Here is a 25,447-nt window from a genome sequence, read left to right on the forward strand (position 1 = left end):
CAGATTATGCCGCTCACTCAAGAGCAGAAGAAACAGTACAAATCCATTGGCCACCATCTGAAACCAGTATTGACTGTGGCTGATAACGGTTTGACCGAAGGTGTACTAGCCGAACTTGAACGCGCCTTGAGCGATCACGAGCTGATCAAGATCAAGCTCAACATCCTCGAGCGCGAGTCGCGCCTGGAAGCCATCAGCGAACTGTGCAAGGCCGGCAAGGCCGATCTGGTGCAGGTCATTGGCAAGATGGCGTTGATCTATCGCAAGAACGCCAAGGTAAACAAGCAGCTGTCGAACGTCCATCGCTTCAACTGACGTCGACTCGGGTCAAGGGTGTGCCTGGCGCACCCTGCCACCCCACCCCGGCACCGGCTGCAAGACCAGCAGCAAACCGGAAAGACCCAGGACCAGATAGCTGAACAACTGCCAGCGCTGGGACTCAGGCAGCAGCATGTGCACAGTGAAATACATCGCACATGCATACATTGCCATCAGCAGCAGTTGCCCCCGAATTTCCCGCCACAGGCTCTGCACTCCCTCGGACTGGATCAACACCAGCGCCTGAAGAGCCAGGCACACCGCAGAAAACCCAACCAGCAGCGTGCTGAGCAGCGTCGAGATCTCTTCGATCAGCAACGGTGCAAGACCGATCTGCCCAAGAGCCGGCAACAGCCCAAGATGCAGTAACCACAAGCCACCGACCCATAGCATCTGGGTCAGCTGCCAAAGCATGGCGCCCGCATGCAGCGGGCGCCTTCTTTCAGATGTGACGGACTTCGACAATCTCGTACTCGATAACGCCACCAGGCGTTTTGACCACCACCACATCACCCTCTTCCTTGGCGATCAAGGCGCGAGCAATTGGCGAACCGACGGATATTTTACCGAGCTTGATGTCAGCCTCGTCCTCACCAACGATCTGGTAGGTCACGCTTTCGTCGGTCTCGACGTTGGCGATCTCGACCGTGGTACCAAAAATCACCTTGCCGGAATGAGGAATGGTCGTGACATCGATGACCACCGAATTCTGCAGACGACCTTCGATATCACGGATCCGCGCCTCGACCATGCCTTGCTGCTCACGCGCAGCGTGGTATTCGGCGTTTTCTTTCAAGTCACCCAACTCGCGAGCCGTGCCGATGTCCTGGCTGAGCTTCGGACGCACGACCTTGGTCAGGTGAGCATGCTCTTCTTCCAGGGCGCGAGCGCCCTGGACAGTCATGGGGTATTTGTTCATGCCTTCAATCCCGCGTGTAGGTCCTGCAAGCGACGCACGGTTTTTTCAGGACCGAACTTCAACGCTTCGCAGATAGCTTCGCCAGCAGCGATCGTGGTGGTGCAGTAGATCTTGTGCTGCAGGGCGTTACGACGAATGGAGTAGGAATCAGCGATCGACTGGCGACCTTCAGTGGTGTTGATGATCAGGGTGACTTCGTCGTTCTTGATCATATCGACCACATGCGGACGCCCTTCAGTCACCTTGTTCACACGACGTACTTTCAAGCCAGCCGCCTCGATCACCTTGGCAGTGCCCGCAGTGGCCACCACTTCAAAGCCCAAGTTGATCAGATCACGAGCCACGCCTGCAACCAGAGGCTTGTCGTCATCACGCACGCTGATGAACGCAGTACCACCGGTTGGCAGTACTTCGCTGGCACCCATCTGGGCCTTGGCAAAGGCCTCACCGAAGGTATCGCCCACGCCCATCACTTCACCGGTGGATTTCATTTCCGGGCCGAGGATCGGATCGACACCCGGGAACTTGGCGAACGGGAATACCGCTTCCTTGACGCTGTAGAAGTTCGGAATGATTTCCTGGGTGAAGCCCAGCTCTTTCAAGGTTTTGCCAGCCATGACCCGCGCGGCGATCATCGCCAGCGAGGTGCCGATGCACTTGGAAACGAATGGCACGGTACGCGAGGCACGCGGGTTGACTTCGATCACGTAGATCTTGTCGCCCTGCAGGGCCAGCTGCACGTTCATCAGGCCAACAACGCCCAGCTCCAGGGCCATTTTCTTGACCTGCTCGCGAACTTCGTCCTGAACATGGGCCGGCAGCGAGTACGGAGGCAGCGAACACGCCGAGTCACCGGAGTGCACACCCGCCTGCTCGATGTGCTGCATGATCGCGCCGATCACCACATCCGTACCGTCGCAGACTGCGTCCACGTCCATTTCAATGGCGCAGTTGAGGAAGTGGTCGAGCAGTACCGGACTGTCGTTCGACACCTGCACCGCTTCACGCAGGTAGCGCTTGAGCTCGTCCAACTCGTAGACGATCTCCATGGCGCGACCGCCCAACACGTAGGAAGGACGCACCACCAGTGGATAACCGATGGTGCCGGCGGCACGGATGGCCTCGTCTTCGCTGCGCACGGTGGCGTTCGGCGGCTGAAGCAGGTTCAGGCGCTGAACCATCTGCTGGAAGCGCTCACGGTCTTCGGCACGGTCGATGGCGTCAGGGCTGGTGCCAATGATCGGCACGCCTGCTTCTTCCAGGGCACGAGCCAGTTTCAGCGGGGTCTGGCCGCCGTAGTGGACGATCACGCCCTTCGGCCGCTCGACACGCACCACTTCCAGCACGTCTTCCAGGGTCAACGGTTCGAAGTACAGGCGATCGGAGGTGTCGTAGTCGGTGGAAACGGTTTCCGGGTTACAGTTGACCATGATGGTCTCGTAACCGTCTTCGCGCAGGGCCAGCGCCGCGTGCACACAGCAATAGTCGAACTCGATACCCTGGCCGATACGGTTAGGACCGCCGCCCAGGATCATGATCTTGTCACGAGTCGACGGATTGGCCTCGCACTCTTCCTCGTAGGTCGAATACAGGTAGGCTGTGTCGGTAGCGAACTCGGCCGCGCAAGTGTCAACACGCTTGTAGACCGGGAACACTTCCAGCTTGTGACGATGACGACGCAGGTTCTTGTCAGTGATGCCCAGCAGCTTGGCCAGGCGCTGATCGGAGAAGCCCTTGCGCTTGAGGCGCAGCATCAGTGCCTTGTCGATATTGGCCAGACCCAGGGTCTTGACCTTCTCTTCGTCCTTGATCAGATCTTCCATCTGAACCAGGAACCAGTGGTCGATGCCGGTCAGGGCAAAGATATCGTCACAGCTCATGCCCGAGCGCAGGGCGTCGGCCACGTACCAGATACGCTCGGCACCCGGAACGGTCAGCTCGCGCTTGAGGATACCGGCCGCATCAGGACTGGCCAGATCGACTTTCGGATCCAGGCCACTGACACCAACCTCAAGGCCACGCAGCGCTTTCTGCAGCGATTCCTGGAAGGTCCGGCCGATGGCCATGACTTCACCCACGGACTTCATCTGAGTGGTCAGGCGAGCATCGGCTTTCGGGAATTTCTCGAAGGCAAAACGCGGCAGCTTGGTGACCACGTAGTCGATTGACGGTTCGAACGAGGCCGGAGTGCGGCCACCGGTGATGTCGTTCTGCAACTCGTCGAGGGTGTAGCCGACAGCCAGCTTGGCGGCGATCTTGGCGATCGGGAAGCCAGTAGCTTTCGAAGCCAGGGCCGAGGAGCGAGACACCCGCGGGTTCATCTCGATCACGACCATGCGGCCGGTGTCCGGGCAGATGCCGAACTGCACGTTGGAGCCGCCAGTTTCAACGCCGATCTCACGCAGCACCGCCAGGGAGGCGTTGCGCATGATCTGGTATTCCTTGTCGGTCAGCGTCTGAGCCGGGGCGACGGTAATGGAGTCGCCGGTGTGCACGCCCATCGGATCAAAGTTCTCGATAGAGCAGACGATGATGCAGTTGTCCTTTTTGTCGCGGACCACTTCCATCTCGTACTCTTTCCAGCCGATCAGCGATTCGTCGATCAGCAGTTCCTTGGTCGGCGACAGGTCCAGACCACGGGCGCAGATTTCTTCGAACTCTTCACGGTTGTAGGCGATACCGCCACCGGTGCCGCCCATGGTGAAGGACGGACGAATGATGCAAGGGAAACCCAGCTTGTCGAGGACGGCATTGGCCTCGTCCATGCTATGGGCAATACCGGAACGCGGGCATTCCAGGCCGATGGCCTTCATGGCCTTGTCGAAGCGCGAGCGGTCTTCGGCCTTGTCGATGGTGTCGGCGTTGGCGCCGATCATTTCCACACCGAACTTTTCCAGAACACCTTCGCGCTCCAGGTCCAGTGCGCAGTTCAAGGCCGTCTGGCCACCCATGGTCGGCAGCAGCGCGTCAGGACGCTCTTTCTCGATGATCTTGGCAACGGTCTGCCACTTGATCGGCTCGATGTAGGTGGCGTCGGCCATGGCCGGGTCGGTCATGATGGTGGCCGGGTTGGAGTTCACCAGGATGACGCGGTAACCCTCTTCGCGCAGGGCCTTGCAAGCCTGGGCGCCGGAGTAGTCGAATTCGCAGGCCTGGCCGATCACGATCGGGCCAGCGCCGAGAATCAGGATGCTTTTAATGTCTGTACGTTTTGGCATGGTTGTCACTCAAATCCGCAGGTCAGTCGGCAAGCCGTCTTGAACATTCTCTGAGGCGCCTGAGGGGACTCCACCGGGGTCGCCGGGGCCGCCCTCGGGCGCTGCTCGCTATACTTTCAAGGCGAGCGCTTAGCGTCGCTTGGCCATCTCGTTGATGAAGCGATCGAACAACGGCGCCACATCGTTCGGACCAGGGCTGGCCTCAGGATGGCCCTGGAAACTGAACGCGCTTTTGTCAGTACGCTCGATACCTTGCAGGGTACCGTCGAACAGCGACTTGTGGATCGCCCGGACATTCCCCGGCAGGGAGTTCTCGTCCACCGCAAAACCATGGTTCTGGCTGGTGATCATCACCACACCAGTGTCCAGGTCCTGGACCGGGTGGTTGGCGCCGTGGTGGCCATGTCCCATTTTCACGGTCTTGGCACCGGAAGCGAGGGCCAGCAACTGGTGACCCAGACAGATACCGAACACCGGGATCTCGGTTTCCAGGACGTCCTTAATGGCCTTGATCGCATAATCGCAAGGCTCGGGGTCGCCGGGGCCGTTGGACAGGAACACGCCATCCGGGTTGAGCCCCAGGACTTCGCTCGCAGGCGTCTGGGCAGGCACCACGGTGACGCGGCAACCGCGCTCCACCAGCATGCGCAGGATGTTCAGCTTGACCCCATAGTCATAGGCGACCACGTGGTAAGGCAACTCGGAAGCTTCAATGGTGGCGTGGCTGTCGGTCTTCAGGTCCCAGACGGTCGAACGCCACTCGTAGCTCTGCTTGGTGCTGACGACTTTCGCCAGATCCATGCCCTTCAGGCCAGGGAAACCACGGGCCGCGGCAATGGCGGCTTCCTCGGAAATATTGTCACCCGCCATGATGCAACCGTTCTGGGCGCCTTTCTCACGCAGGATGCGGGTCAGGCGGCGGGTATCGATACCCGCGATCGCCACCACGTTGTTGGCGTTCAGGTAATCGGACAGGGATTGGGTGTTACGCCAGTTGCTGGCCACCAGGGGCAGATCACGGATAACCAGGCCGGCCGACCAGACACGATCGGATTCGGCATCTTCCGGCGTGGTACCGGTGTTGCCGATATGGGGATAAGTGAGGGTGACGATTTGCTGGGCGTAGGAAGGATCGGTAAGGATTTCCTGATAGCCGGTCATTGCGGTGTTGAACACCACCTCACCAACGGTTTGACCGTCGGCTCCAATGGCTTCGCCACGAAAAATGCTGCCATCAGCAAGGGCGAGTATGGCTGGCTTAGTCAAGAGACCTCCCGTATATAGAGCCTGAAGGGGCGATCGCAGGTTGCAAAAAAGCGGAATGACGTTTGGACACGTCACCCCGCTTCTTCATCGAATTATCTGCGCGCTTTTAGTGGACACACTAAAGCTGTAGCTTACAGAAAAAGGCTTTTTTGGTCCACCACTAATGAGTCTGAAAAGCAGGAGAATGCGACAGGACATCGCTCATGCGGGTCGGAACGGGACCGCAGGTACAAGCCCGGCCCCACTCCCGACTGTATTTCAACGCAGATCCAGCACGTCCTGCATGTCGTAAAGGCCCGATTGACGAGCCTCCAGCCACAGGGCTGCACGCACCGCCCCCTTGGCAAAAGTCATGCGACTGGAGGCCTTGTGGGTGATTTCCAGACGCTCTCCTTCGGTAGCGAACAGCACCGTATGGTCGCCTACCACATCCCCCCCACGGACCGTCGCGAAACCAATGGTTTCACGCTCGCGAGCCCCGGTATGGCCTTCGCGACCATACACGGCGACTTGCTGCAGGTCGCGCCCCAGGGCACTGGCAATCACTTCACCCATGCGCAGGGCGGTACCCGACGGAGCATCGATCTTGTGCCGGTGATGAGTCTCGATGATTTCAATGTCCGCATCATCGCCCAGCACCCGGGCCGTCATGTCCAACAGCTTCAGGGACAGGTTCACACCAACGCTGAAATTGGCGGCGAAGACGATCGGGATATCCTGGCTCGCCTCCGCCAGCAATTGCTTTTCCTTGTCCCCCAATCCCGTGGTACCAATCACCATGGCCTTGCCGGCCTTGCGGCAGAACGCCAGGTTCTTGAGCATCACTTCGGGCAGAGTGAAGTCGATCAATACATCGAACTCATCGACCACCTTCTCCAGGCTGTCGGACATCGGTACGCCCAGGCGACCCAGCGATGCCAGCTCGCCGGCATCCGCCCCCACCAGAGAGCTGCCCGGACGCACGATGGCGGCCGTCAGGCCGGAGAGCGGCGAACGCAGTTGCACGGCCTCGACCAGGGTCTTGCCCATGCGCCCTGCGGCGCCCATCACTGCTATACGTCGCATGCGTTACTCCTTACAGGTCGCCGAAGAAGCGCTTGACGCCCTCGAACCAGCCGGTGGTTTTCGGCGAGTGGGAATTGTCGTCGTCCAGCGAACCACGCAACTCCTCCAGCAGCTCGCGCTGACGACGACTCAGGTTCACTGGCGTCTCCACCGCAACCCGACACATCAGGTCGCCGGCACCGCCGCCACGCACCGGAGCAACACCCTTGCCACGAATCCGGAATTGCTTGCCGGTCTGAGTTCCTTCCGGAATCTTCAGCTTGACCCGACCGTCCAGAGTCGGAATCTCCAGCTCGCCACCCAGGGCCGCATCAACGAAGCTGATGGGCACTTCGCAGAACAGATGCTTGCCATCGCGCTGGAAGATCGCGTGCTCGCGCACATTGATCACCACATACAGGTCGCCGGTCGGACCACCCTGGGTCCCTGCCTCGCCTTCACCGGACAGACGAATGCGGTCGCCGGTGTCGACACCCGCCGGCACCTTCACCGACAGCGTCTTGTACTCCTCGACCCGGCCCTCGCCATGGCAGGAATCGCACGGATCGGAAATGATCTTGCCCTGGCCATGGCAGCGCGGGCAGGTCTGCTGCACCGAGAAGAAGCCCTGCTGCATGCGCACCTGGCCAATACCGCCACAAGTCGGGCAGGTAACGGGCGAGGAGCCCTTCTTGGCACCCGAACCATCGCACGGCTTGCAGTTGACCAGTGTCGGTACACGGATATTCACCGTGGTGCCACGTACCGCTTCTTCCAGGTTCAGCTCCAGGGTGTAGCGCAGGTCGCTGCCGCGCTGTGCACCACCACGGGAACCGCCCCGGCCACCACCAAAGAAGTCACTGAACACGTCACCGAAGATATCGGAGAAATTCTGCCCGCCGAAGCCGGCACCGCCGCCACCCATGCTCGGGTCGACACCCGCATGGCCATACTGGTCATAAGCGGCACGCTTGCTGGAATCGGACAGCACTTCGTAGGCCTCGTTGGCCTCCTTGAACATGTCTTCCGACGCTTTGTCGCCGGGATTACGGTCCGGGTGATGCTTCATCGCCAAACGACGGTAAGCCTTTTTCAGCTCTGCATCACTGGAGCCACGCTCCACACCCAACACTTCGTAATAGTCACGCTTTGCCATAAGTCTTTGCACTCTTAAGGACGTCCGGCAAACCCCTCCTGAGCTCCGCCAAACTCGTTGAGCCCCTCTACAGGCCCGGACCCAACTCACGTCAATTCAACGATCCTGGTCTTGGAAAGCCAACCCTATTGCGGGTCGACCATTGCGGTCATCACAGCCGGAAAGCAGGAGCTTCTCCAGCCCGACCGCCAGCGCACAAACGGAGCTTGTACGCCGTCAAAAATTCGCTGACTCCAGACACGCCAACGCGGGAGCAAGCTCCCGCGCGGCGACATCCTACCAGTCACCGCCCAAAGGCAGTCAACCGGCCGACCAACAAGCCATTACTTGTGGTCTTTCACTTCTTCGAACTCGGCGTCGACCACGTCGTCGGCTTTTTCAGCGGACTCAGCGTGCGGTGCCGCGCCTTCTGCAGGCTGGGCCTGTTCGGCGTACATCTTCTGAGCAACCGGAGCCGAGACCTTCGACAGCTCTTCGACCTTGGCGTCGATAGCGGCCTTGTCGTCGCCTTTGACGGCGGTTTCCAGGGCAACCACGGCCGCCTCGATCGCGGTTTTCTCTTCCGCGGTCACTTTATCGCCGGCATCAGCAACCATCTTGCGAGTCGAGTGCACCAGTGCATCACCCTGGTTACGGGCAGCAGCCAGCTCTTCGAACTTGCGATCCTCTTCCGAGTTGGCTTCGGCATCACGGATCATCTGCTGGATTTCTTCATCCGACAGACCGGAGTTGGCCTTGATCACGATCGACTGAGTCTTGCCGGTAGCCTTGTCCTTGGCACCTACGTGCAGGATACCGTTGGCGTCGATGTCGAAGGTCACTTCGATCTGCGGCACGCCACGTGGAGCTGGTGGAATGTCGGCCAGGTCGAATTTGCCCAGGGACTTGTTCTGCGCGGCTTGCTTGCGCTCACCCTGCAGTACGTGAATGGTCACTGCGCCCTGGTTGTCGTCGGCAGTCGAGAACACTTGCGATTTCTTGGTAGGAATCGTGGTGTTTTTCTCGATCAGCGCGGTCATCACGCCACCCATGGTTTCGATACCCAGGGTCAGCGGGCTGACGTCCAGCAGCAGCACGTCCTTCACATCACCAGCCAGTACCGCACCCTGGATGGCAGCACCCATGGCAACAGCTTCGTCCGGGTTGACGTCCTTGCGAGCTTCCTTGCCGAAGAAGTCGGTTACGGTCTTCTGCACCAGCGGCATACGAGTCTGGCCACCGACCAGGATCACGTCGTTGATCGCGCCGACGTCGATACCGGCGTCCTTCAGGGCGATACGGCATGGCTCGATGGTGCGCTGAACCAGATCCTCGACCAGCGATTCCAGCTTGGCGCGGGAGATCTTCACGTTCAGGTGCTTAGGACCGGTGGCGTCTGCGGTGATGTACGGCAGGTTGACGTCGGTCTGCTGGCTCGAGGACAGCTCGATCTTGGCCTTCTCGGCAGCTTCTTTCAGGCGCTGCATGGCCAGCGGGTCGCCCTTGAGGTTCATGCCGCTTTCTTTCTTGAACTCATCAACCAGGTAGTCGATCAGGCGGATGTCGAAGTCTTCACCACCGAGGAAGGTGTCACCGTTGGTGGCCAGTACTTCGAACTGGTGCTCGCCATCGACTTCAGCAATCTCGATCACGGAAACGTCGAAAGTACCACCGCCCAGGTCGTAAACGATCACGGTGTGATCACCCTTGGCCTTGTCCATGCCGTAGGCCAGAGCGGCCGCGGTAGGTTCGTTGATGATACGTTTTACGTCCAGACCCGCGATGCGGCCGGCGTCCTTGGTAGCCTGACGCTGACTGTCGTTGAAGTAGGCCGGAACGGTGATGACCGCTTCGGTCACAGCTTCGCCGAGGTAGTCTTCGGCGGTCTTCTTCATCTTCTTCAGGATTTCAGCCGAGATCTGTGGCGGAGCCATTTTCTGGCCGTTCACTTCAACCCAGGCGTCGCTGTTGTCAGCCTTGACGATCTTGTAAGGGACCATCTGGATATCTTTCTGCACCACTTCTTCGTCAAAGCGACGACCGATCAGACGCTTTACTGCGTACAAGGTGTTGTGCGGGTTGGTGACAGCCTGACGCTTGGCCGACTGACCTACCAGAATTTCGCCATCGTTGGCGTACGCGATGATCGACGGCGTGGTACGCGCGCCTTCAGCGTTTTCGATAACTTTTACGTTGCCGTTTTCAAGAATGGAGACGCACGAGTTGGTGGTCCCCAAGTCAATACCGATAATTTTGCCCATGTTAACTCTCCCGAAACTTTGGATTTGGATGCCGCAGCTGTGGTGGCAAACTGCGGTAGCACTTAAACGCTTGACTGATAAATGGGGGCTCTACAGCCGTTTTCAAGCCTTCTCGTTGATCGAAGGCGAAACCGGTGCCGGAGCCTTGCTGACCACGACCATGGCCGGGCGCAGCAGGCGACCATTGAGCTGGTAACCCTTCTGGAACACCTTGAGAACACTGTTGGGCTCGACGTCCGCGCTTTCTTGCATGGCCATGGCCTGGTGCTGTTCAGCGTTGAAGGGCTCGCCGTGAGGATCGATGGCTTCCAGCTGATAACGCTTGAGGGCGTCGTGGAACATCTTCAGGGTCAACTCGATACCTTCGCGCATCGGACGAATGCTCTCGTCATCCGGGCTGGACAGTTCCAGGCCACGCTCCAGGCTGTCGATCACCGGCAACAGGTCGCCGGCAAACTTCTCGAGTGCAAACTTGTGAGCCTTTTCCACGTCCTGCTCGGCGCGACGGCGGACGTTCTGCAGATCGGCCGCGACACGCAAAGCCTGGTCTTGTGCAGTAGCCAGTTGTTCCTCGAGCACTTGTACACGAGCCGCCAGATCTTCACCGGAAGTCTCTGGGGCCTGGTTGATATCCGGGTTTTGCGTATCCAGGGTCTGTTCGTCAGCCATGAAATTCTCCTTTCAATATCGTCTGCGGGCCGAACCCACTCTTCTGCCCAGCTATATGGGGACGCATTTTCAGGGTTCAAGGCCGCGGCCGCGGCAAAAGTCGACACCTGTCGGCAAATCTGCCGAAACACCATTCCCGAACGCACTAAGCAGAAGCGACAGCCAAGCGAATCGAGCTAAGGAAGGGCATTGTCAGCCAGAAACAAAACACTGTATAAATAACCAGACATCTAGTTTGGGAGCGGCCTTAATGCTGGTGCACCTGTCCGTACACAATTACGCCATCGTCGAACACCTGGATCTGGAACTGGATCGCGGGATGAGCGTCATCACGGGTGAAACCGGCGCCGGCAAGTCGATCATGCTCGATGCACTCGGCCTGACCCTGGGCGATCGCGCCGACAGCGGTGCAGTACGACCGGGAGCAGACAAGGCCGACATTCTGGCCACCTTCGACCTGGCGGATATTCCCGAAGCCCACACCTGGCTGGCCGAACGAGACCTGGACAGCGACGGCCCCTGCATCCTGCGCCGGGTGATCACCGCCGAAGGCCGATCCCGCGGCTACATCAACGGCACCCCCTGCCCGCTCGGAGACCTCAAGGCCCTGGGCGAGCTGCTGATCGATATCCACAGCCAGCACGAACATCAGTCGCTGCTCAAGACCGATACCCACCGTCGCTTGCTGGATGAGTACGCCGGCGCCACCGACCTGGCTCGCCAGGTTCAACTGGCGGCTCAACGCTGGCGCCAGACCCGCCAGGAGCTTGAACGCCTGTCCAATTCCGGCGACGAGCAACGGGCCCGTCATCAACTGCTCAGCTATCAACTGGAAGAGCTGGAGAACCTGGGCCTCGGGGAAAACGAACTCGAGGATCTCGAGCAGGAACACAAGAACCTGACCAACGCCGAAAGCCTTCTGGGCATTTGCCGACAAGTGGTGGAACAGTGCAGCGAGAGCGATTCGGGCAACGTGCTCAACGCCTTGACCGTCAGCCTCAATCGCCTGTCCAGCATTGGCAGCTTGTCGGGCTCCCTGGCAGAGGCGACCAACCTGCTGGCCAGCGCCCAGATTCAGGTTGAAGAAGCGGTGGGAGAGCTGAACCGCTTCGTCGACAACTTCGATGCCGACCCGGCGCGCCTGCAGCACCTGGAAGAACGCCTCGATTCCATCTATACCCTGGCACGCAAGCACCGCATCCAGCCTTTCGAGCTGGCCGTGATGCAGCAGACGCTACTGGACGAGATAGAAAGCCTGGATGCCAACGATGAATCCATCGAGCGGCTAGGAGACGAACTGCAATCCTTCGCCCGTCACTATCACGAGAAAGCCCGGGAACTGAGCCAGCTGCGCCAACAGGCCGCCACCAGCCTGGCCAGCGCGGTGGAACTGGAGATCCAGCGCCTGGGCATGCCTGGTGGACGCTTCACCATCGAACTACGGGCCAATAGCAGCGATGAATTGCTGCCCCATGGCCTGGAGCAGGTCGAGCTACTGGTCAGTGCCAACCCTGGCCAACCACTCAAGGCGCTGGCCAAGGTGGCCTCGGGTGGCGAGCTATCACGCATCAGCCTCGCGATCCAGGTCATTACCGCCCAGACATCCCGAGTTCCAACCCTGGTGTTCGACGAAGTCGACGTAGGGATCGGCGGACCAACCGCCGAGATTGTCGGCCTGCTGTTGCGCCGCCTTGGCGAACGCGGGCAGGTATTGACCGTCACCCACCTGCCACAAGTCGCCGCCCAAGGGCACCAGCACCTGTTCGTGCATAAGGTGCGCGGCAACAACGCGACCCACACCGCTGTATCCAAATTGGGTAAAAACGAAAGGGTCGAAGAAATTGCGCGGATGCTGGGCGGAATCGACCTGACCAAGGAGTCCCTGGCCCACGCCAAGAAAATGGTAGTGACCACCAAGGCCTAAACCTTTAGCCCTTCCTTCTTTATATAAGACGCTTGATGCAGAAAACACGAAGGCGACCCTGAGGTCGCCTTCGATCGTTTCACGACTATAAAAGTCGCGTAAAGAGCTTACTTTTTCTTGCGCACATACAGCACAAGATTGTGATCCACCAATTCGAAACCGTGCTTTTCGACAATCGCCTTCTGAAGTTTTTCGATTTCTTCGTCGAAGAACTCGATCACTTCACCAGACTCCACGTTGACCATATGGTCGTGGTGGCCGCCGTCAGCCAACTCGAATACAGCGTGACCGCCATCGAAGTTATGGCGCACCACCAGTCCGGCGGCTTCGAATTGAGTCAGTACACGGTAAACCGTGGCCAAACCCACATCCTCACCAGCCTCCATCAGCGCCTTGTAGACATCTTCAGCGCTCATGTGCCGCTGCTCGGTGGAATCGAGCATTTGTAGAATTTTGACTCGTGGCAGAGTCACTTTAAGGCCGGCTTTACGTAGTTCGCTATTTTCAACCATGGTCAGCTTTCTCGCCGATGCTGCTTCGCAGCTTCTCTTAATGCGGGTATGATCGGGGTTTACGTTGTCCCAGCCAAGATAGTGGAAGTCGCCCACCGATGCAAAACACCAAGCTCTTGCTAACCAGTTTCACCTTCGTGGGACTGCTCGCACTCGCCGGTTGTTCATTCCCCGGGGTTTACAAAATCGACATCCAGCAGGGCAATGTCGTGACGCAGGACATGATAGACCAGTTGCGCCCCGGAATGACCCGACGGCAAGTACGGTTTATCATGGGCAACCCTCTGCTGACCGACACGTTCCATGCCGATCGCTGGGATTATCTCTATAGCCTGCAACCCGGTGGCGGTGAACGCCAACAGGAACGCGTCAGCCTGATCTTCAACACCAATGATCAACTGGTCAGCCTCGCTGGCGACTTCATGCCAGGCGTGAGCCGCGACGAAGCCCTGCTGGGGAAAGAGAACGGCAATACCGTTACCACCCCTGCAGAGAACGCCGAGAAACCAAAAGCCGAGAAGCCGGTCAAGCCAGGCTCCCTGCTGGATCAGATCCAGAAGGACGTGGACGGTGTCGAGACCGTTCCCGTACCTACGCCAGAACCACTGGATACATCGCCGCAATAAACCTGCGGCCAGTAAAAAGCCCGGGCCAGCCCGGGCTTTTTATTGCCTGCCATGACCCCTACCCTTCAGCCTTGCGCGCCTGGGCAGCCTTGGCCGCCCGCAGACGCCGCACTTCCTTGGGATCAGCCAACAACGGACGGTAGACCTCGATCCGGTCGCCCTCCTGGAGCACATGCCGCCCTGGGGCGCTGGCCTGCCTCCCGAAGATCCCCACCGGGCAAGTCGCCAGGTCCAGCTCGCAAAAATGCTCGCCCAGGCCCGAGGCCAGCAACGCCGCGCGCAGTGTCGTGCCGTGGGCCACCTGCACTTCGAGCAGCAACTGGCGATCGATGGCGGCATACACCACTTCGATCCGCATCAATGGCTCAGCCATGCAGCTGCTTGGCGCGCTGGCAGAAAGCATCCACCAGGGTATTCGCTGCCTGGTTGAACAACGGCCCCAAGGTCGCTCGAACCAAGGGCCCCGCATAATCGAAGGACAGATCAAGGCTGATCTTGCAGGCCTTGTCTCCCAACGGCTTGAACACCCACAAACCGTGCAGCTGGTTGAAGGGCCCTTCTTCCAGATTCATTTCGATCGACTGCCCCGGCACCAGGTTGTTGCAGGTCACGAAGCGCTGGCTCATGCCGCCCTTGGCCACCGCCAGGCTGGCGCGCATCCGCTCTTCGCTGCTTTCCAATACCTCGGCCGACGAGCACCAGGGCAGAAACTCCGGGTATCGGGCCACGTCATTGACCAGGTCATAAAGAAACTGCGCCGGATAAGGCAAAAGGGCCGAACGTTGAATATGGGTCGTCATGTGAGCTTCATTTCCACAACTGGGCGGCAAACACCACAAGAATGCCGACGGGCGCCACATAGCGCATCAAAAACAAGGCCAGGGCGAACAACAAGGGGCTACGCAGCGACAACTCATCACGCACCGCCTCACGGCCCATCACCCAACCTGCAAACACCACGAAGCACAAACCGCCCAGAGGCAACATGATCCTCGAAGTGAAAAAGTCGACAACACCAAAGAAATCCAGACCGCCGGCCGCCCCCCATTGGTAGAGGTGAAAAACGCCACCTTCGTTCACGAAAAACTTGGCCTGCTGCCAGATATTGAAGGAGAACACCGTCCCCAACCCCACGAACCAGCAACTGAACGCCAGCCAGAATGTCACCCAGCCGCGGCGGATTTTAGTCCTCTCGACCAGATAAGCCACCATCGGCTCCAACAGGGAAATGGCCGAGCTCCAGGCAGCGATGGCCACCAGGACAAAAAACACTACGCCCATGAGCTGGCCGAACGCCACATTACCAAAGGCGAACGGCAGGCTGATGAACATCAGCCCCGGCCCTTCGCTGGGGTTCAGCCCGGCGGCAAACACTATGGGGAACAACGCCATCCCCGCCACCAGCGAGACGAAGGTATCCAGCAGCGCCACGCCCACCACCGTCCCGGCCAGGGACGAGTGCTTGGGCATGTAGGCGCCATAGATCATGATCGAGCCGACTCCCACGCTGAGGGAAAAGAACGCATGCCCCATGGCCGGCAGCAAGCCATCCAACAGGCGCTCCAGGCTGAAATCGAACATGAAGTGCAGGCCCTGCATGAAGTGCCCGGTGGTCATGCTGTAGCCCAGCAACACCAGCAGCATCACGAACAGCAGCGGCATCATGATCCGCAAGCTGCGCTCAAGCCCGGCGACCACGCCCTTGGCGATCACCAGCGCCGACAGCAGCATGAACAACGTATGCCACAGCGTCAGGCGCCAGGGATCAGCCGTGACCGCAGAGAAATAGGCCCCCACCTGATCCGCCGTCACGCCCTGGAAATCGCCACGCCCCATGTCGATGATGTAGTCCAGCGACCAACCACCCACCACGCTGTAGAAGGAAAGAATCAGCAGTGCGGTGATCATTCCGGCAAAGGCGCCCCAGGACCATCTGGCCGAATGCCCGGACTCCAGGGCCAGGACCTTCAGGGCATTGGCCGGACTCTGCCGGGCACGACGCCCGATCAGGGTTTCGGCCAACATCACCGGCAGGCCGATCAGTGCGATACACGCCAGGAACACCAGGACAAAAGCACCGCCACCATAAACGCCGACCATGTAGGGGAACTTCCAGATGCTCCCCAGGCCCACGGCCGAACCAGTTGCAGCGAGTATAAAGACCCAGCGGCTTGCCCAGCCGCCGTGGACAGAGACCCTGTCTGTCGACATCGTTAACGCGCCCAACCGAAAAAAAGAGCGCGCATTGTCCGGGATTCAATCAACCTGCTCAAGCACGCTGCGTCACCGTAGCGGGCGCGCGCGCAACTCCCTATAATGCCGCCCCTATGGCTAAACAGAAGAAACACCCAACAGGGACCATCGCGCAAAACAAAAAGGCGCGACACGATTACTTCATCGAACACAGGTTCGAGGCTGGACTGGTCCTGGCCGGCTGGGAAGTAAAGAGCCTGCGGGCGGGCAAGGCACAACTGGTGGACAGTTACGTGCTGCTCAAGGATGGCGAGGCCTGGCTGTTCGGCAGCCATTTCACCCCGCTCACCACCGCCAGCACCCACGTCATCGCCGACCCGACGCGCACGCGCAAGCTGCTGCTCAACCAGCGCGAGCTGGAGAAGCTGTTTGCCGCCGTGCAACAGAAGGGTTATGCCTGCGTCTGCCTTTCGCTCTACTGGAGCAAGCATCTGGTCAAGTGCGAGATCGCACTGGGCAAGGGCAAGAAGGAGTATGACAAGCGGCACACCGAGCGCGAGCGCGATTCCGACCGGGAATTGCAGCGCGCCGTGCGGACCAAGGGCAAGGAAGACTGACCGTCCTGCCCCGAGGTCATCATCGCCGGCCACCCGGTTTCTGCACTGCCGATGCAGGAGCCAGGTGGCCGGCGATGATGCATCAAATACCCTTGCGCCGTTCGGCGCGAGCCACTCGCTGCACTTCCTGACGCACTTCCTCGAGAACTTCCTGCACATACAGGATGTGCCGGCTCGAAACTTCCCGCGCGTCTTGCGCACGCCCCTCGATAATCGCCAGGTACAGGTCCCGATGCTGGCTGATCAGCATGTCGCGGGTTTCCGTACGCTGCTTGTACATGCCACCGATGTTGGTCACCACGTTGCGCTTGAGCAAGTCGAACAGCCCGCGGATGGTATGTAGCAACACCGCGTTGTGGCTGGCCTCGGCAATGGCCAGGTGAAAGCGGGCATCCGCCGCCCCTTCCTCACTACGGCTGTTGTCGTCGGCACGGGCATAACAATCCTGCAACGCCTCGAAAGCCTGGGTCAGGCGCTCGCGGTCCACAGAAGTTGCCCGCTGCGCCGCGTAATAGGCACAGGAAGCCTCGAGGGTATGACGGAACTCCAGCAGGTCGCGCTGAGCCTCGGGATTGTTTTCCAGGAGGTGCAGCAGTGGATCGCTGAACGTCGAGCCCACGCCTTGCACCACATAATTGCCACCGCCCTGACGACTGATCAGCAACCCCTTGGCGGTCAGTTTCTGGATCGCCTCGCGCAGCGAAGGCCGCGAAACCCCGAACTGCTCGGCCAGCGCGCGCTCGGCTGGCAACCGCTCTCCTGCCGTCAAGGTGCCTTCGAGAATCATCGCTTCCAGGCGCTCGACAATATCGTCGGACAAACGGCGCTGGCGTATCTGGTCAAAGCTCATCACTCACTCCCCACCCTCCCAACCCATCGTCGGAGGGGCTCTATTCTGGCCTATTCGCGTCGCGCCAACACCTGGCAGAAGGCGGTCATTTCCAGCGATCAGATGCCTCGCTGCACTCACCTGCGACAAAAGTTTTAGGGCGGCAAATTGACACACCGAGCCCAACGCTTTTACCCTAGCCGACAGCGATTGTAAATTGGTCTTACCAATTAACCAAGAACGCTAACAGTGCCTGACCAACAACAATTAGGGGCCACCCCACTATGCAAACCTGGCAACAGCTCTATAGCCCGCTTGGCAGCCTCGGCCTGTCCGCCCTCGCCGCCGTCATCCCGATCGTGTTCTTCTTCCTGGCCCTGGCCGTATTCCGCCTCAAGGGACACGTCGCCGGAAGTATCACCCTGGCCTTGTCGATCCTGGTGGCGATCTTCGCCTTCCAGATGCCCGCCGACATGGCCCTCGCTGCCGCTGGCTATGGATTTGCCTACGGTCTGTGGCCCATCGCCTGGATCATTGTCGCCGCCGTTTTCCTCTACAAGCTGACCGTGAAGAGCGGCCAGTTTGAAATCATCCGCAGCTCGGTGCTGTCGATCACCGACGACCAGCGCCTGCAGGTACTGCTGATCGGCTTCTGCTTCGGCGCCTTCCTCGAAGGGGCGGCAGGTTTCGGCGCCCCGGTGGCGATCACTGCCGCCCTGCTGGTGGGCCTGGGCTTCAACCCGCTGTATGCCGCCGGCCTGTGCCTGATCGCCAACACCGCGCCCGTGGCCTTTGGCGCCCTGGGCATCCCGATCATCGTCGCCGGCCAGGTGACCGGCATCGACGCCTTCAAGATCGGCGCCATGACCGGTCGCCAACTGCCATTGCTATCGCTGTTCGTCCCCTTCTGGCTGGTTTTCATGATGGACGGCCTGCGCGGGGTCAAGGAAACCTGGCCAGCAGCGCTGGTGGCCGGCTTGAGCTTTGCCGTCACCCAGTACTTCACCTCGAACTTCATCGGTCCCGAGCTGCCGGACATCACTTCGGCCCTGGCCAGCCTGGTCTCCCTGACCCTGTTCCTGAAGATTTGGCAACCCAAGCGCAGCGCCGACGCAAGAATCCCCGGCGTCAGCGCCGACATCGCCATCACCGCCAGTGCCGGCGGCTTTGGCCAGCCGCGTACCAGCCAGGCCTCCCCCTACAGCCTGGGCCAGATCTTCAAGGCCTGGTCGCCGTTCCTGATCCTCACCGTGCTGGTCACCATCTGGACCCTCAAGCCGTTCAAGGCGATGTTCGCAGCCGGCGGTTCGATGTACGCCTGGGTGTTCAACTTCGCCATCCCGCACCTGGACCAGATGGTGGTCAAGGTGGCCCCGATCGTCACCGCGCCGACCGCCATCCCGGCGGTCTTCAAGTTCGACCCGATCTCGGCCACCGGCACGGCGATCTTCTTCTCGGCGCTGCTGTCCATGCTGGTACTGAAGATCAATCTGAAAACTGGTCTGACCACTTTAAAGGAAACCTTCTACGAGCTGCGCTGGCCGATCCTGTCCATCGGCATGGTGCTGGCATTCGCCTTCGTCACCAACTACTCGGGCATGTCCTCGACCATGGCTCTGGTACTGGCGGCCACCGGTGCAGCGTTCCCGTTCTTCTCGCCGTTCCTGGGCTGGCTCGGAGTGTTCCTCACCGGTTCCGATACCTCGTCCAACGCCCTGTTCAGCTCGCTGCAGGCCACCACCGCGCACCAGATCGGGGTCAATGACACCTTGCTGGTCGCGGCCAACACCAGCGGTGGCGTGACCGGCAAGATGATTTCGCCACAATCGATCGCCGTGGCCTGCGCCGCCACCGGCCTGGTGGGCAAGGAATCCGACCTGTTCCGCTTTACCCTCAAGCACAGTCTGTTCTTTGCCACTATCGTCGGTCTGATCACCCTGGCCCAGGCCTACTGGTTCACCGGCATGCTGGTGCACTAGGCAACACCCATGGTGCCGCAAGGACTTGCGGCACCAGCCATTCACGACCCGGTCTGCAAGGCTGCTGAAAGCTTGCTGGTTTATCTTTCAGTCGCCGCGCCAGACGAATAACCGGGACCACCCGGAGACACGCCTGATGAGCGAGCTTTTCTACAACGCCGTGCCCAACGCGACCCGTGTCGCGCCACCGCTGGCCGAACCCCGGCAGTACCCCAGCACCAAGCCGGCGCGGGTCTACCTGTTCGGCACCTGCGTGGTCGACCTGTTCTATCCCGAAGCCGGGATGGACGCGATTCACCTGCTGGAGCGCGAAGGCATTCGCGTGGAATACCCACAGGGGCAAAGCTGCTGCGGACAACCGGCCTACACTTCGGGTTACACCGAGCAGGCACGCATCGTGGCCCGCTCGCAATTGGCGCTGTTTGCCGGCGACTATCCGGTGGTGGTGCCCTCGGGCTCCTGCGCAGGCATGCTGCGCGAGCACTATGCGGACTTGTTCAAGGACGAGCCCGAAACACTGAAACAGGTGCAGGCCCTGGCCGCCCGTACCTACGAGCTGGCCGAGTTCCTCCTGCATGTGTGCAAGGTGCAGCTCAAGGACAGCGGCGCACCGGTCAAGGTGGCGCTGCACACCTCCTGCTCGGCACGCCGGGAAATGAACACCCACCTGCATGGCCGTGAGTTGCTGTCACAGCTGAGCAACGTGGAACGGGTAGAACACAGCCACGAAAGCGAATGCTGTGGCTTTGGCGGGACTTTCAGCGTCCGAATGCCGGACATCTCCGGCGCCATGGTCGCGGACAAGACCCGTGCGCTGAAAGACTCCGGCGCCCATCAGGTACTGAGTGCCGACTGCGGCTGCCTGATGAACATCAACGGCGCCCTGGAAAAACAGCAAGAGGCGTTGCGCGGCCAGCACCTGGCGAGCTTCCTCTGGCAACGCACTGGAGGTGCCCGATGAGCACTCCAGAGCTGATTCCGACCACGACGCTGGCGGACGATTTTCGTACCCGGGCCCACCAGGCCCTGGGTGACCAACAACTGCGAAACAACTTTCGCAGTGCCATGGATTCCCTCATGGCCAAGCGTGCGGCCTCGTTCAGCGATGCCCACGAAAGAGAACACCTGCGCGCCCTGGGCAATGCGATTCGCGCCCGGGCGCTGTCCAAGCTGCCCGAGCTGCTCGAGCGCCTGGAACAGAACCTGACCCGCAACGGTGTGACAGTGCACTGGGCGGAAACGGTGGACGAGGCCAATGGCATCGTTCTTTCGATCATCCGTGCTCACGAGGCACGGCAAGTGATCAAGGGCAAATCGATGGTCAGCGAAGAGATGGAAATGAACCATGTCCTCGCTGAACAAGGCATTGAATGCCTTGAGTCGGACATGGGCGAGTTCATCGTCCAGCTCGACCACGAGAAGCCTTCACACATCATTATGCCGGCGATCCACAAGAATGCCGGTCAGGTCGCGTCCTTGTTCCACGACAAACTCGACGTGGAGTACACCAAGGACGTTGACCAACTCATTCAGATCGGTCGCAGGGTCCTGCGGCAGAAATTCTTCGAAGCCGATATCGGCGTTTCCGGCGTCAACTTCGCCGTGGCCGAGACCGGCACCCTGCTGCTGGTGGAAAACGAAGGCAACGGCCGCATGTCCACCACCGTGCCGCCGGTGCACATCGCCGTCACCGGGATCGAGAAAGTCGTCGAGAACCTGCGCGACGTAGTACCACTCCTGTCGCTGCTGACCCGTTCGGCCCTGGGCCAGCCCATCACCACCTACGTCAACATGATCTCCGGCCCGCGCAAAGAGCATGAGCTGGACGGCCCCCAGGAAGTACACCTGGTGCTGCTGGACAACGGCCGCAGCCAGGCGTTTGCCGACAGCGAACTGCGCCAGACCCTGAACTGCATCCGCTGCGGCGCCTGCATGAACCACTGCCCGGTGTACACCCGAATCGGCGGCCATGCCTACGGCGAGGTCTACCCGGGGCCGATCGGCAAGATCATCACCCCGCACATGGTGGGCCTGGCCAAGGTCCCGGACCACCCCAGCGCTTCGTCGCTATGCGGCGCTTGTGGTGAAGTCTGCCCAGTGAAGATCCCGATCCCGGCGCTGCTGCGGCGCCTGCGCGAAGAGAACGTCAAGGCGCCGGACAGCCCTCATCAAGTGATGCGCGGCCAGGGCAGCAAGTACTCGCGCAAGGAACGTTTCATCTGGAACGCCTGGGCCCGCCTCAACAGCTCGCCGACCCTGTATCGCCTGTTCACCCTCGCCGCCACACGGCTGCGGGCACTGGCCCCGAGCAACGTCGGCCCCTGGACGCAGAACCACAGTGCGCCAAAACCCGCCGCCCGGTCGCTGCATGACCTGGCCCGTGAGCACCTGGCCAAGCAGGGAGACCGCTGATGAGCGCCAAGCACAACATCCTCGCCAAGCTGCGCAACAGCCTGACCGGCACCACACCGATTGTGGATAACTTCGACGAGGCGCTGGTCACCGAGCCTTACACCTATACCGCCGAACAACGCATCCCGCAGTTGCGTAAACAAATGGAAGCGGTGCACACCGAAATTCACCTGAGCAGCGCGGCCGGTTGGCCAGAACTGCTGGCTCGGCTGCTGCAGGAGCGCCAGTTGCGCAGCCTGCTGATCGCCCCGGGCACAGCCTATGGCCAGCAAGTGACGCAGCACTGGAGCGAGCATCCCGAGCTGCCTGAACTCAAGGCCTATGACCGGCCGGTGGAAGAGTGGAAAGCCGAGCTGTTCAACGACACCCCGGCCAGCCTCACCAGTACCCTGGGGGCCATCGCCGCCACCGGCAGCCTGATCCTCTGGCCAACCCGGGAAGAGCCGCGGCTGATGAGCCTGGTGCCGCCGGTGCATTTCGCCCTGCTCAAGGCCAGCGAGATCCACGACAACTTCTATCAGGTGCAGCAACAGATGAACTGGGCCGCCGGCATGCCGACCAATGCATTGCTGGTGTCCGGCCCATCGAAAACCGCTGATATCGAGCAAGTCCTGGCTTACGGCGCCCACGGCCCGAAAGACCTGGTGGTGCTGATCCTGGAGGACCAATGAGCCTACCGGCCGCTTTTCTGCGTGACGCCCAGCAACTGATTCCCCAGGAGCGGCGCTTCGACGATCCGCTCTCGACCCTGGCCTTCGGTACCGATGCCAGCTTCTACCGGCTGATCCCGCAACTGGTGATCCGCGTCGAATCCGAAGACGAAGTCGTCACCCTGCTCCAGCTGGCCCAGCGCGACCGAGTACCAGTGACCTTTCGCGCGGCGGGCACCAGCCTTTCCGGGCAAGCCATCAGTGATTCGGTACTGATCGTTCTGGGGGATAACTGGAATGGTAGGGAGATTCGCCACGAAGGAACGCAGATCCGCCTGCAGCCTGGGGTGATCGGCGCCCAGGCCAACGCCTGGCTGGCACCTTTCGGGCGCAAGATCGGCCCCGACCCGGCCTCGATCAACGCCTGCAAGATCGGCGGCATCGTCGCCAACAATGCCAGCGGCATGTGCTGCGGCACCGCCCAGAACACCTATCACACCCTGGCCGGCATCCGCCTGGTACTGGCCGATGGCACCCGCCTGGACACCGAGGATGCCGCCAGCGTCGCCGCCTTTCGTGCCAGCCATGGCCCATTGCTGGAACGCCTGGCCGAACTGGGCCGCGCGACCCGAGCCAACAGCGAGCTGGCAGCAAAGATCCGTCACAAATACCGCCTGAAGAACACCACCGGCCTGTCCCTCAACGCCCTGGTGGATTTCGACGAACCGCTGGAGATCCTCAGCCATCTGTTGGTGGGCTCCGAAGGCACCCTGGGCTTTATCAGCGCAGTGACCTACGACACGGTGATCGACCACCCGAACAAGGCCTCGGCGCTGATCGTCTTTCCCGATGTGGACACTTGCTGCAACGCGGTGACCGTACTCAAGAGCCAGCCGGTATCGGCGGTGGAGCTGCTGGACCGCCGCAGCCTGCGCTCGGTGCAGGACAAGCCCGGCATGCCGGCCTTCGTCCAGCAGCTCTCGGCCAATGCCTGCGCGCTGCTGATCGAGTCCCGCGCCGCGTCCTCATCACTGCTGCACGAGCAACTGGCGCAAATCATGGAGTCCCTGGCTGCCTTCGCGGTGGAAAAACAGGTGGACTTCAGCGAAGACCCACGGGAAAACGCCAAGCTCTGGGCGATCCGCAAGGACACTTTCCCGGCGGTGGGCGCGGTGCGCAAGACCGGCACCACGGTGATCATCGAAGACGTGACCTTCCCTGTGGAACAGCTGGCCATCGGCGTCAATCGCCTGATCGAGCTGTTCGACAAGCACCATTACGACGAAGCGATCCTGTTCGGCCATGCGCTGGAGGGCAACCTGCATTTCGTCTTCACCCAAGGCTTCAACAGCAGCGACGAAGTGAACCGCTACCAGGCGTTCATGGACGATGTGGCGCAACTGGTGGCGGTGGAGTTCGGCGGCTCGCTTAAGGCCGAGCACGGCACAGGGCGCAACATGGCGCCCTTCGTCGAGCTGGAGTGGGGCAGCGATGCCTACCAACTGATGTGGCAGCTCAAGCGCCTGCTGGACCCCAATGGCATCCTCAACCCGGACGTGGTGCTCAGCGAAGACCCGCAGATCCATCTGAAAAATCTCAAGCCGCTGCCGGCGGCCGACGAGATTGTGGACAAGTGCATCGAGTGCGGTTTCTGCGAACCGGTGTGCCCGTCCAAGGGGCTGACCCTGAGCCCGCGCCAGCGCATCGTCATCTGGCGTGATATCCAGGCGCGCAAACGCGCCGGCATCGACACCTCTGAGCTGGAAACGGCCTATCAGTACCAGGGCATCGACACCTGCGCCGCCACCGGCCTGTGCGCCCAACGCTGCCCGGTGGGCATCAACACCGGCGAGCTGGTGAAGAAACTGCGCAGTGAACACGCCACCCATAACGGCACCGCCGATTGGCTCGGCTCGCACTTCGCCACCACCTTGCAGGGCGCTCGCTTCACCCTGCACGTGGCCAACGGTGCGCGCATGCTCCTGGGGGCACCGCGCCTGGGCAAGCTGTCGGCAACCCTGACCCGCTTGTCCAAGGGCCAGGTGCCGCAGTGGAACAACGCCATGCCGCAACCGGAAAAGGCCATTCGCTTCAGCCCTGCAGTGAGCGATTCGCGTCCGCGGGTGGTGTATCTGGCAGCCTGTGTATCACGAGTCATGGGACCGGCCGCAGGGGACAAGGAACAAACATCGCTGTACGAAAAAACCCGTGGCCTGCTGGAAAAAGCCGGCTACCAGGTGGTGCTGCCGGACAATCTGGACAACCTCTGCTGTGGCCAGCCGTTCGCCTCCAAGGGTTATGCCACCCAAGCCGAGGACAAACGCCAGGAACTGATCGGCGCCCTGCTCCACGCCAGCCGTGGCGGCCTCGACCCGATCTACTGCGACACCAGCCCCTGCACCTTGCGCCTGGTACAGGACCTGGGCGACGTGCGCCTGGACCTCTACGACCCGGTACGTTTCATCCGCACCCACCTTCTGGAGCGCCTGGAGTTCACCCCGCAGGAAGCACCGATCGCCGTGCACGTCACTTGCAGCACCCAGCACCTGGGCGAGAGCCAGGCGCTGATCGAACTGGCCCGGCGTTGCAGCAATAACGTGGTGATCCCCGAAGGCATCCACTGCTGTGGTTTCGCCGGCGACAAGGGCTTCACCACCCCGGAACTCAATGCTCACTCCCTGCGCAGCCTCAAGGACGCAGTGCAGTATTGCAGCGAAGGCATCTCCACCAGCCGCACCTGTGAAATCGGCCTCAGCCAGCATGGCGGGATCGACTACCACGGGCTGGTCTACCTGGTGGACCGTGTCACCCGGGCCAAGGCTGGCTGATATCTGGGCGCCCTGAGACGGGCGCCGGGGCTTTTCCCCGCGCAAAA

22 protein-coding genes are annotated in these 25,447 nt (G+C 60.7%); 9 read left to right on the forward strand and 13 right to left on the reverse strand.

The genetic code is table 11. The annotated features are described in order from the left end of the window. Positions 1-6 precede the first annotated feature (6 nt). Complete coding sequence (locus tag LGQ10_RS14920; protein ID WP_058437024.1) at positions 7-315, forward strand: YhbY family RNA-binding protein; 309 nt, start codon at positions 7-9, stop codon at positions 313-315. 12 nt (positions 316-327) lie between these two features. Here the strand turns inward: LGQ10_RS14920 and LGQ10_RS14925 are convergent, their stop codons facing one another. The 8 genes from LGQ10_RS14925 to grpE form a co-directional block, all read right to left on the reverse strand. Next, on the reverse strand, positions 328-732 hold the full coding sequence (locus tag LGQ10_RS14925) for a hypothetical protein (RefSeq protein ID WP_058437025.1): 405 nt from the start codon (positions 730-732) through the stop codon (positions 328-330). Between the two features lie 28 nt (positions 733-760). Continuing rightward, positions 761-1,237 (reverse strand): transcription elongation factor GreA, encoded by a 477-nt coding sequence (gene greA / locus LGQ10_RS14930; protein WP_226525983.1) that lies wholly within the window; start codon positions 1,235-1,237, stop codon positions 761-763. Continuing rightward, a complete protein-coding gene (gene carB / locus LGQ10_RS14935; protein ID WP_226525984.1) occupies positions 1,234-4,455 on the reverse strand; it encodes a carbamoyl-phosphate synthase large subunit in 3,222 nt (1,073 codons plus the stop codon). The genes greA and carB overlap by 4 nt, the downstream gene beginning before the upstream one ends. 129 nt (positions 4,456-4,584) lie before the next feature. Further along, on the reverse strand, positions 4,585-5,721 hold the full coding sequence (carA, locus tag LGQ10_RS14940; protein ID WP_058434312.1) for a glutamine-hydrolyzing carbamoyl-phosphate synthase small subunit: 1,137 nt from the start codon (positions 5,719-5,721) through the stop codon (positions 4,585-4,587). 258 nt (positions 5,722-5,979) lie between these two features. Then, complete coding sequence (dapB, locus tag LGQ10_RS14945; protein ID WP_226525985.1) at positions 5,980-6,786, reverse strand: 4-hydroxy-tetrahydrodipicolinate reductase; 807 nt, start codon at positions 6,784-6,786, stop codon at positions 5,980-5,982. A 10-nt stretch (positions 6,787-6,796) separates the two neighbouring features. Continuing rightward, on the reverse strand, positions 6,797-7,921 hold the full coding sequence (gene dnaJ / locus LGQ10_RS14950) for a molecular chaperone DnaJ (protein WP_015634112.1): 1,125 nt from the start codon (positions 7,919-7,921) through the stop codon (positions 6,797-6,799). A 323-nt stretch (positions 7,922-8,244) separates the two neighbouring features. Then, complete coding sequence (gene dnaK, locus LGQ10_RS14955; RefSeq protein ID WP_226525986.1) at positions 8,245-10,161, reverse strand: molecular chaperone DnaK; 1,917 nt, start codon at positions 10,159-10,161, stop codon at positions 8,245-8,247. A gap of 102 nt (positions 10,162-10,263) precedes the next feature. Further along, a complete protein-coding gene (gene grpE / locus LGQ10_RS14960; RefSeq protein WP_058438050.1) occupies positions 10,264-10,830 on the reverse strand; it encodes a nucleotide exchange factor GrpE in 567 nt (188 codons plus the stop codon). A 250-nt stretch (positions 10,831-11,080) separates the two neighbouring features. Here grpE and recN point away from each other — a divergent pair, with 250 nt between their 5' ends. Beyond that, positions 11,081-12,754, forward strand: a complete 1,674-nt coding sequence (gene recN / locus LGQ10_RS14965; RefSeq protein ID WP_226525987.1) for a DNA repair protein RecN — start codon at positions 11,081-11,083, stop codon at positions 12,752-12,754. A 107-nt stretch (positions 12,755-12,861) separates the two neighbouring features. Here recN and fur read toward each other — a convergent pair whose 3' ends face one another. After that, positions 12,862-13,266, reverse strand: a complete 405-nt coding sequence (gene fur, locus LGQ10_RS14970) for a ferric iron uptake transcriptional regulator (protein ID WP_011059185.1) — start codon at positions 13,264-13,266, stop codon at positions 12,862-12,864. A gap of 98 nt (positions 13,267-13,364) precedes the next feature. Here fur and LGQ10_RS14975 point away from each other — a divergent pair, with 98 nt between their 5' ends. Further along, entirely contained in the window at positions 13,365-13,892 is a 528-nt protein-coding gene (locus LGQ10_RS14975) for an outer membrane protein assembly factor BamE (RefSeq protein WP_226525988.1), read from the forward strand. A gap of 58 nt (positions 13,893-13,950) precedes the next feature. Here LGQ10_RS14975 and LGQ10_RS14980 read toward each other — a convergent pair whose 3' ends face one another. The 3 genes from LGQ10_RS14980 to LGQ10_RS14990 are packed head-to-tail and all read right to left on the reverse strand — an operon-like array spanning position 13,951 to position 16,103. Further along, on the reverse strand, positions 13,951-14,265 hold the full coding sequence (locus LGQ10_RS14980) for an RnfH family protein (RefSeq protein WP_226525989.1): 315 nt from the start codon (positions 14,263-14,265) through the stop codon (positions 13,951-13,953). Then, a complete protein-coding gene (locus tag LGQ10_RS14985) occupies positions 14,258-14,692 on the reverse strand; it encodes a type II toxin-antitoxin system RatA family toxin (RefSeq protein ID WP_058433614.1) in 435 nt (144 codons plus the stop codon). The genes LGQ10_RS14980 and LGQ10_RS14985 overlap by 8 nt, the downstream gene beginning before the upstream one ends. A 7-nt stretch (positions 14,693-14,699) precedes the next feature. Further along, entirely contained in the window at positions 14,700-16,103 is a 1,404-nt protein-coding gene (locus tag LGQ10_RS14990) for a sodium-dependent transporter (protein ID WP_226525990.1), read from the reverse strand. 116 nt (positions 16,104-16,219) lie between these two features. On the opposite strand from LGQ10_RS14990, the gene smpB reads away from it, so the two are divergent. Then, entirely contained in the window at positions 16,220-16,702 is a 483-nt protein-coding gene (gene smpB / locus LGQ10_RS14995) for an SsrA-binding protein SmpB (RefSeq protein ID WP_022642145.1), read from the forward strand. An 82-nt stretch (positions 16,703-16,784) separates the two neighbouring features. On the opposite strand, the gene LGQ10_RS15000 is transcribed toward smpB, so the two are convergent. Beyond that, positions 16,785-17,552, reverse strand: coding sequence for a GntR family transcriptional regulator (locus tag LGQ10_RS15000; RefSeq protein WP_226525991.1), 768 nt, complete (start codon positions 17,550-17,552; stop codon positions 16,785-16,787). Positions 17,553-17,815: 263 nt separating this feature from the next. Here LGQ10_RS15000 and LGQ10_RS15005 point away from each other — a divergent pair, with 263 nt between their 5' ends. The 5 genes from LGQ10_RS15005 to LGQ10_RS15025 all read left to right on the forward strand — a co-directional run bounded on the left by LGQ10_RS15005 (position 17,816) and on the right by LGQ10_RS15025 (position 25,400). Beyond that, the gene (locus LGQ10_RS15005) at positions 17,816-19,510 is read left to right on the forward strand and encodes a lactate permease LctP family transporter (RefSeq protein ID WP_226525992.1); all 1,695 of its coding nucleotides are present in this window, start codon (positions 17,816-17,818) and stop codon (positions 19,508-19,510) included. A gap of 136 nt (positions 19,511-19,646) precedes the next feature. Next, a complete protein-coding gene (locus tag LGQ10_RS15010; RefSeq protein WP_226525993.1) occupies positions 19,647-20,471 on the forward strand; it encodes a (Fe-S)-binding protein in 825 nt (274 codons plus the stop codon). Beyond that, positions 20,468-21,922 carry a LutB/LldF family L-lactate oxidation iron-sulfur protein gene (locus tag LGQ10_RS15015; RefSeq protein WP_226525994.1) on the forward strand — a complete coding sequence of 485 codons (1,455 nt, stop codon included), beginning with the start codon at positions 20,468-20,470 and terminating at the stop codon, positions 21,920-21,922. Before LGQ10_RS15010 ends, LGQ10_RS15015 begins: the two co-directional genes overlap by 4 nt. Continuing rightward, entirely contained in the window at positions 21,922-22,593 is a 672-nt protein-coding gene (locus LGQ10_RS15020) for a LutC/YkgG family protein (RefSeq protein WP_226525995.1), read from the forward strand. Before LGQ10_RS15015 ends, LGQ10_RS15020 begins: the two co-directional genes overlap by 1 nt. Then, the gene (locus LGQ10_RS15025; protein WP_226525996.1) at positions 22,590-25,400 is read left to right on the forward strand and encodes an FAD-binding and (Fe-S)-binding domain-containing protein; all 2,811 of its coding nucleotides are present in this window, start codon (positions 22,590-22,592) and stop codon (positions 25,398-25,400) included. Before LGQ10_RS15020 ends, LGQ10_RS15025 begins: the two co-directional genes overlap by 4 nt. The last annotated feature ends 47 nt before the right edge of the window (positions 25,401-25,447 follow it).

Source organism: Pseudomonas sp. L5B5 (assembly GCF_020520285.1).
GTDB lineage: Bacteria > Pseudomonadota > Gammaproteobacteria > Pseudomonadales > Pseudomonadaceae > Aquipseudomonas.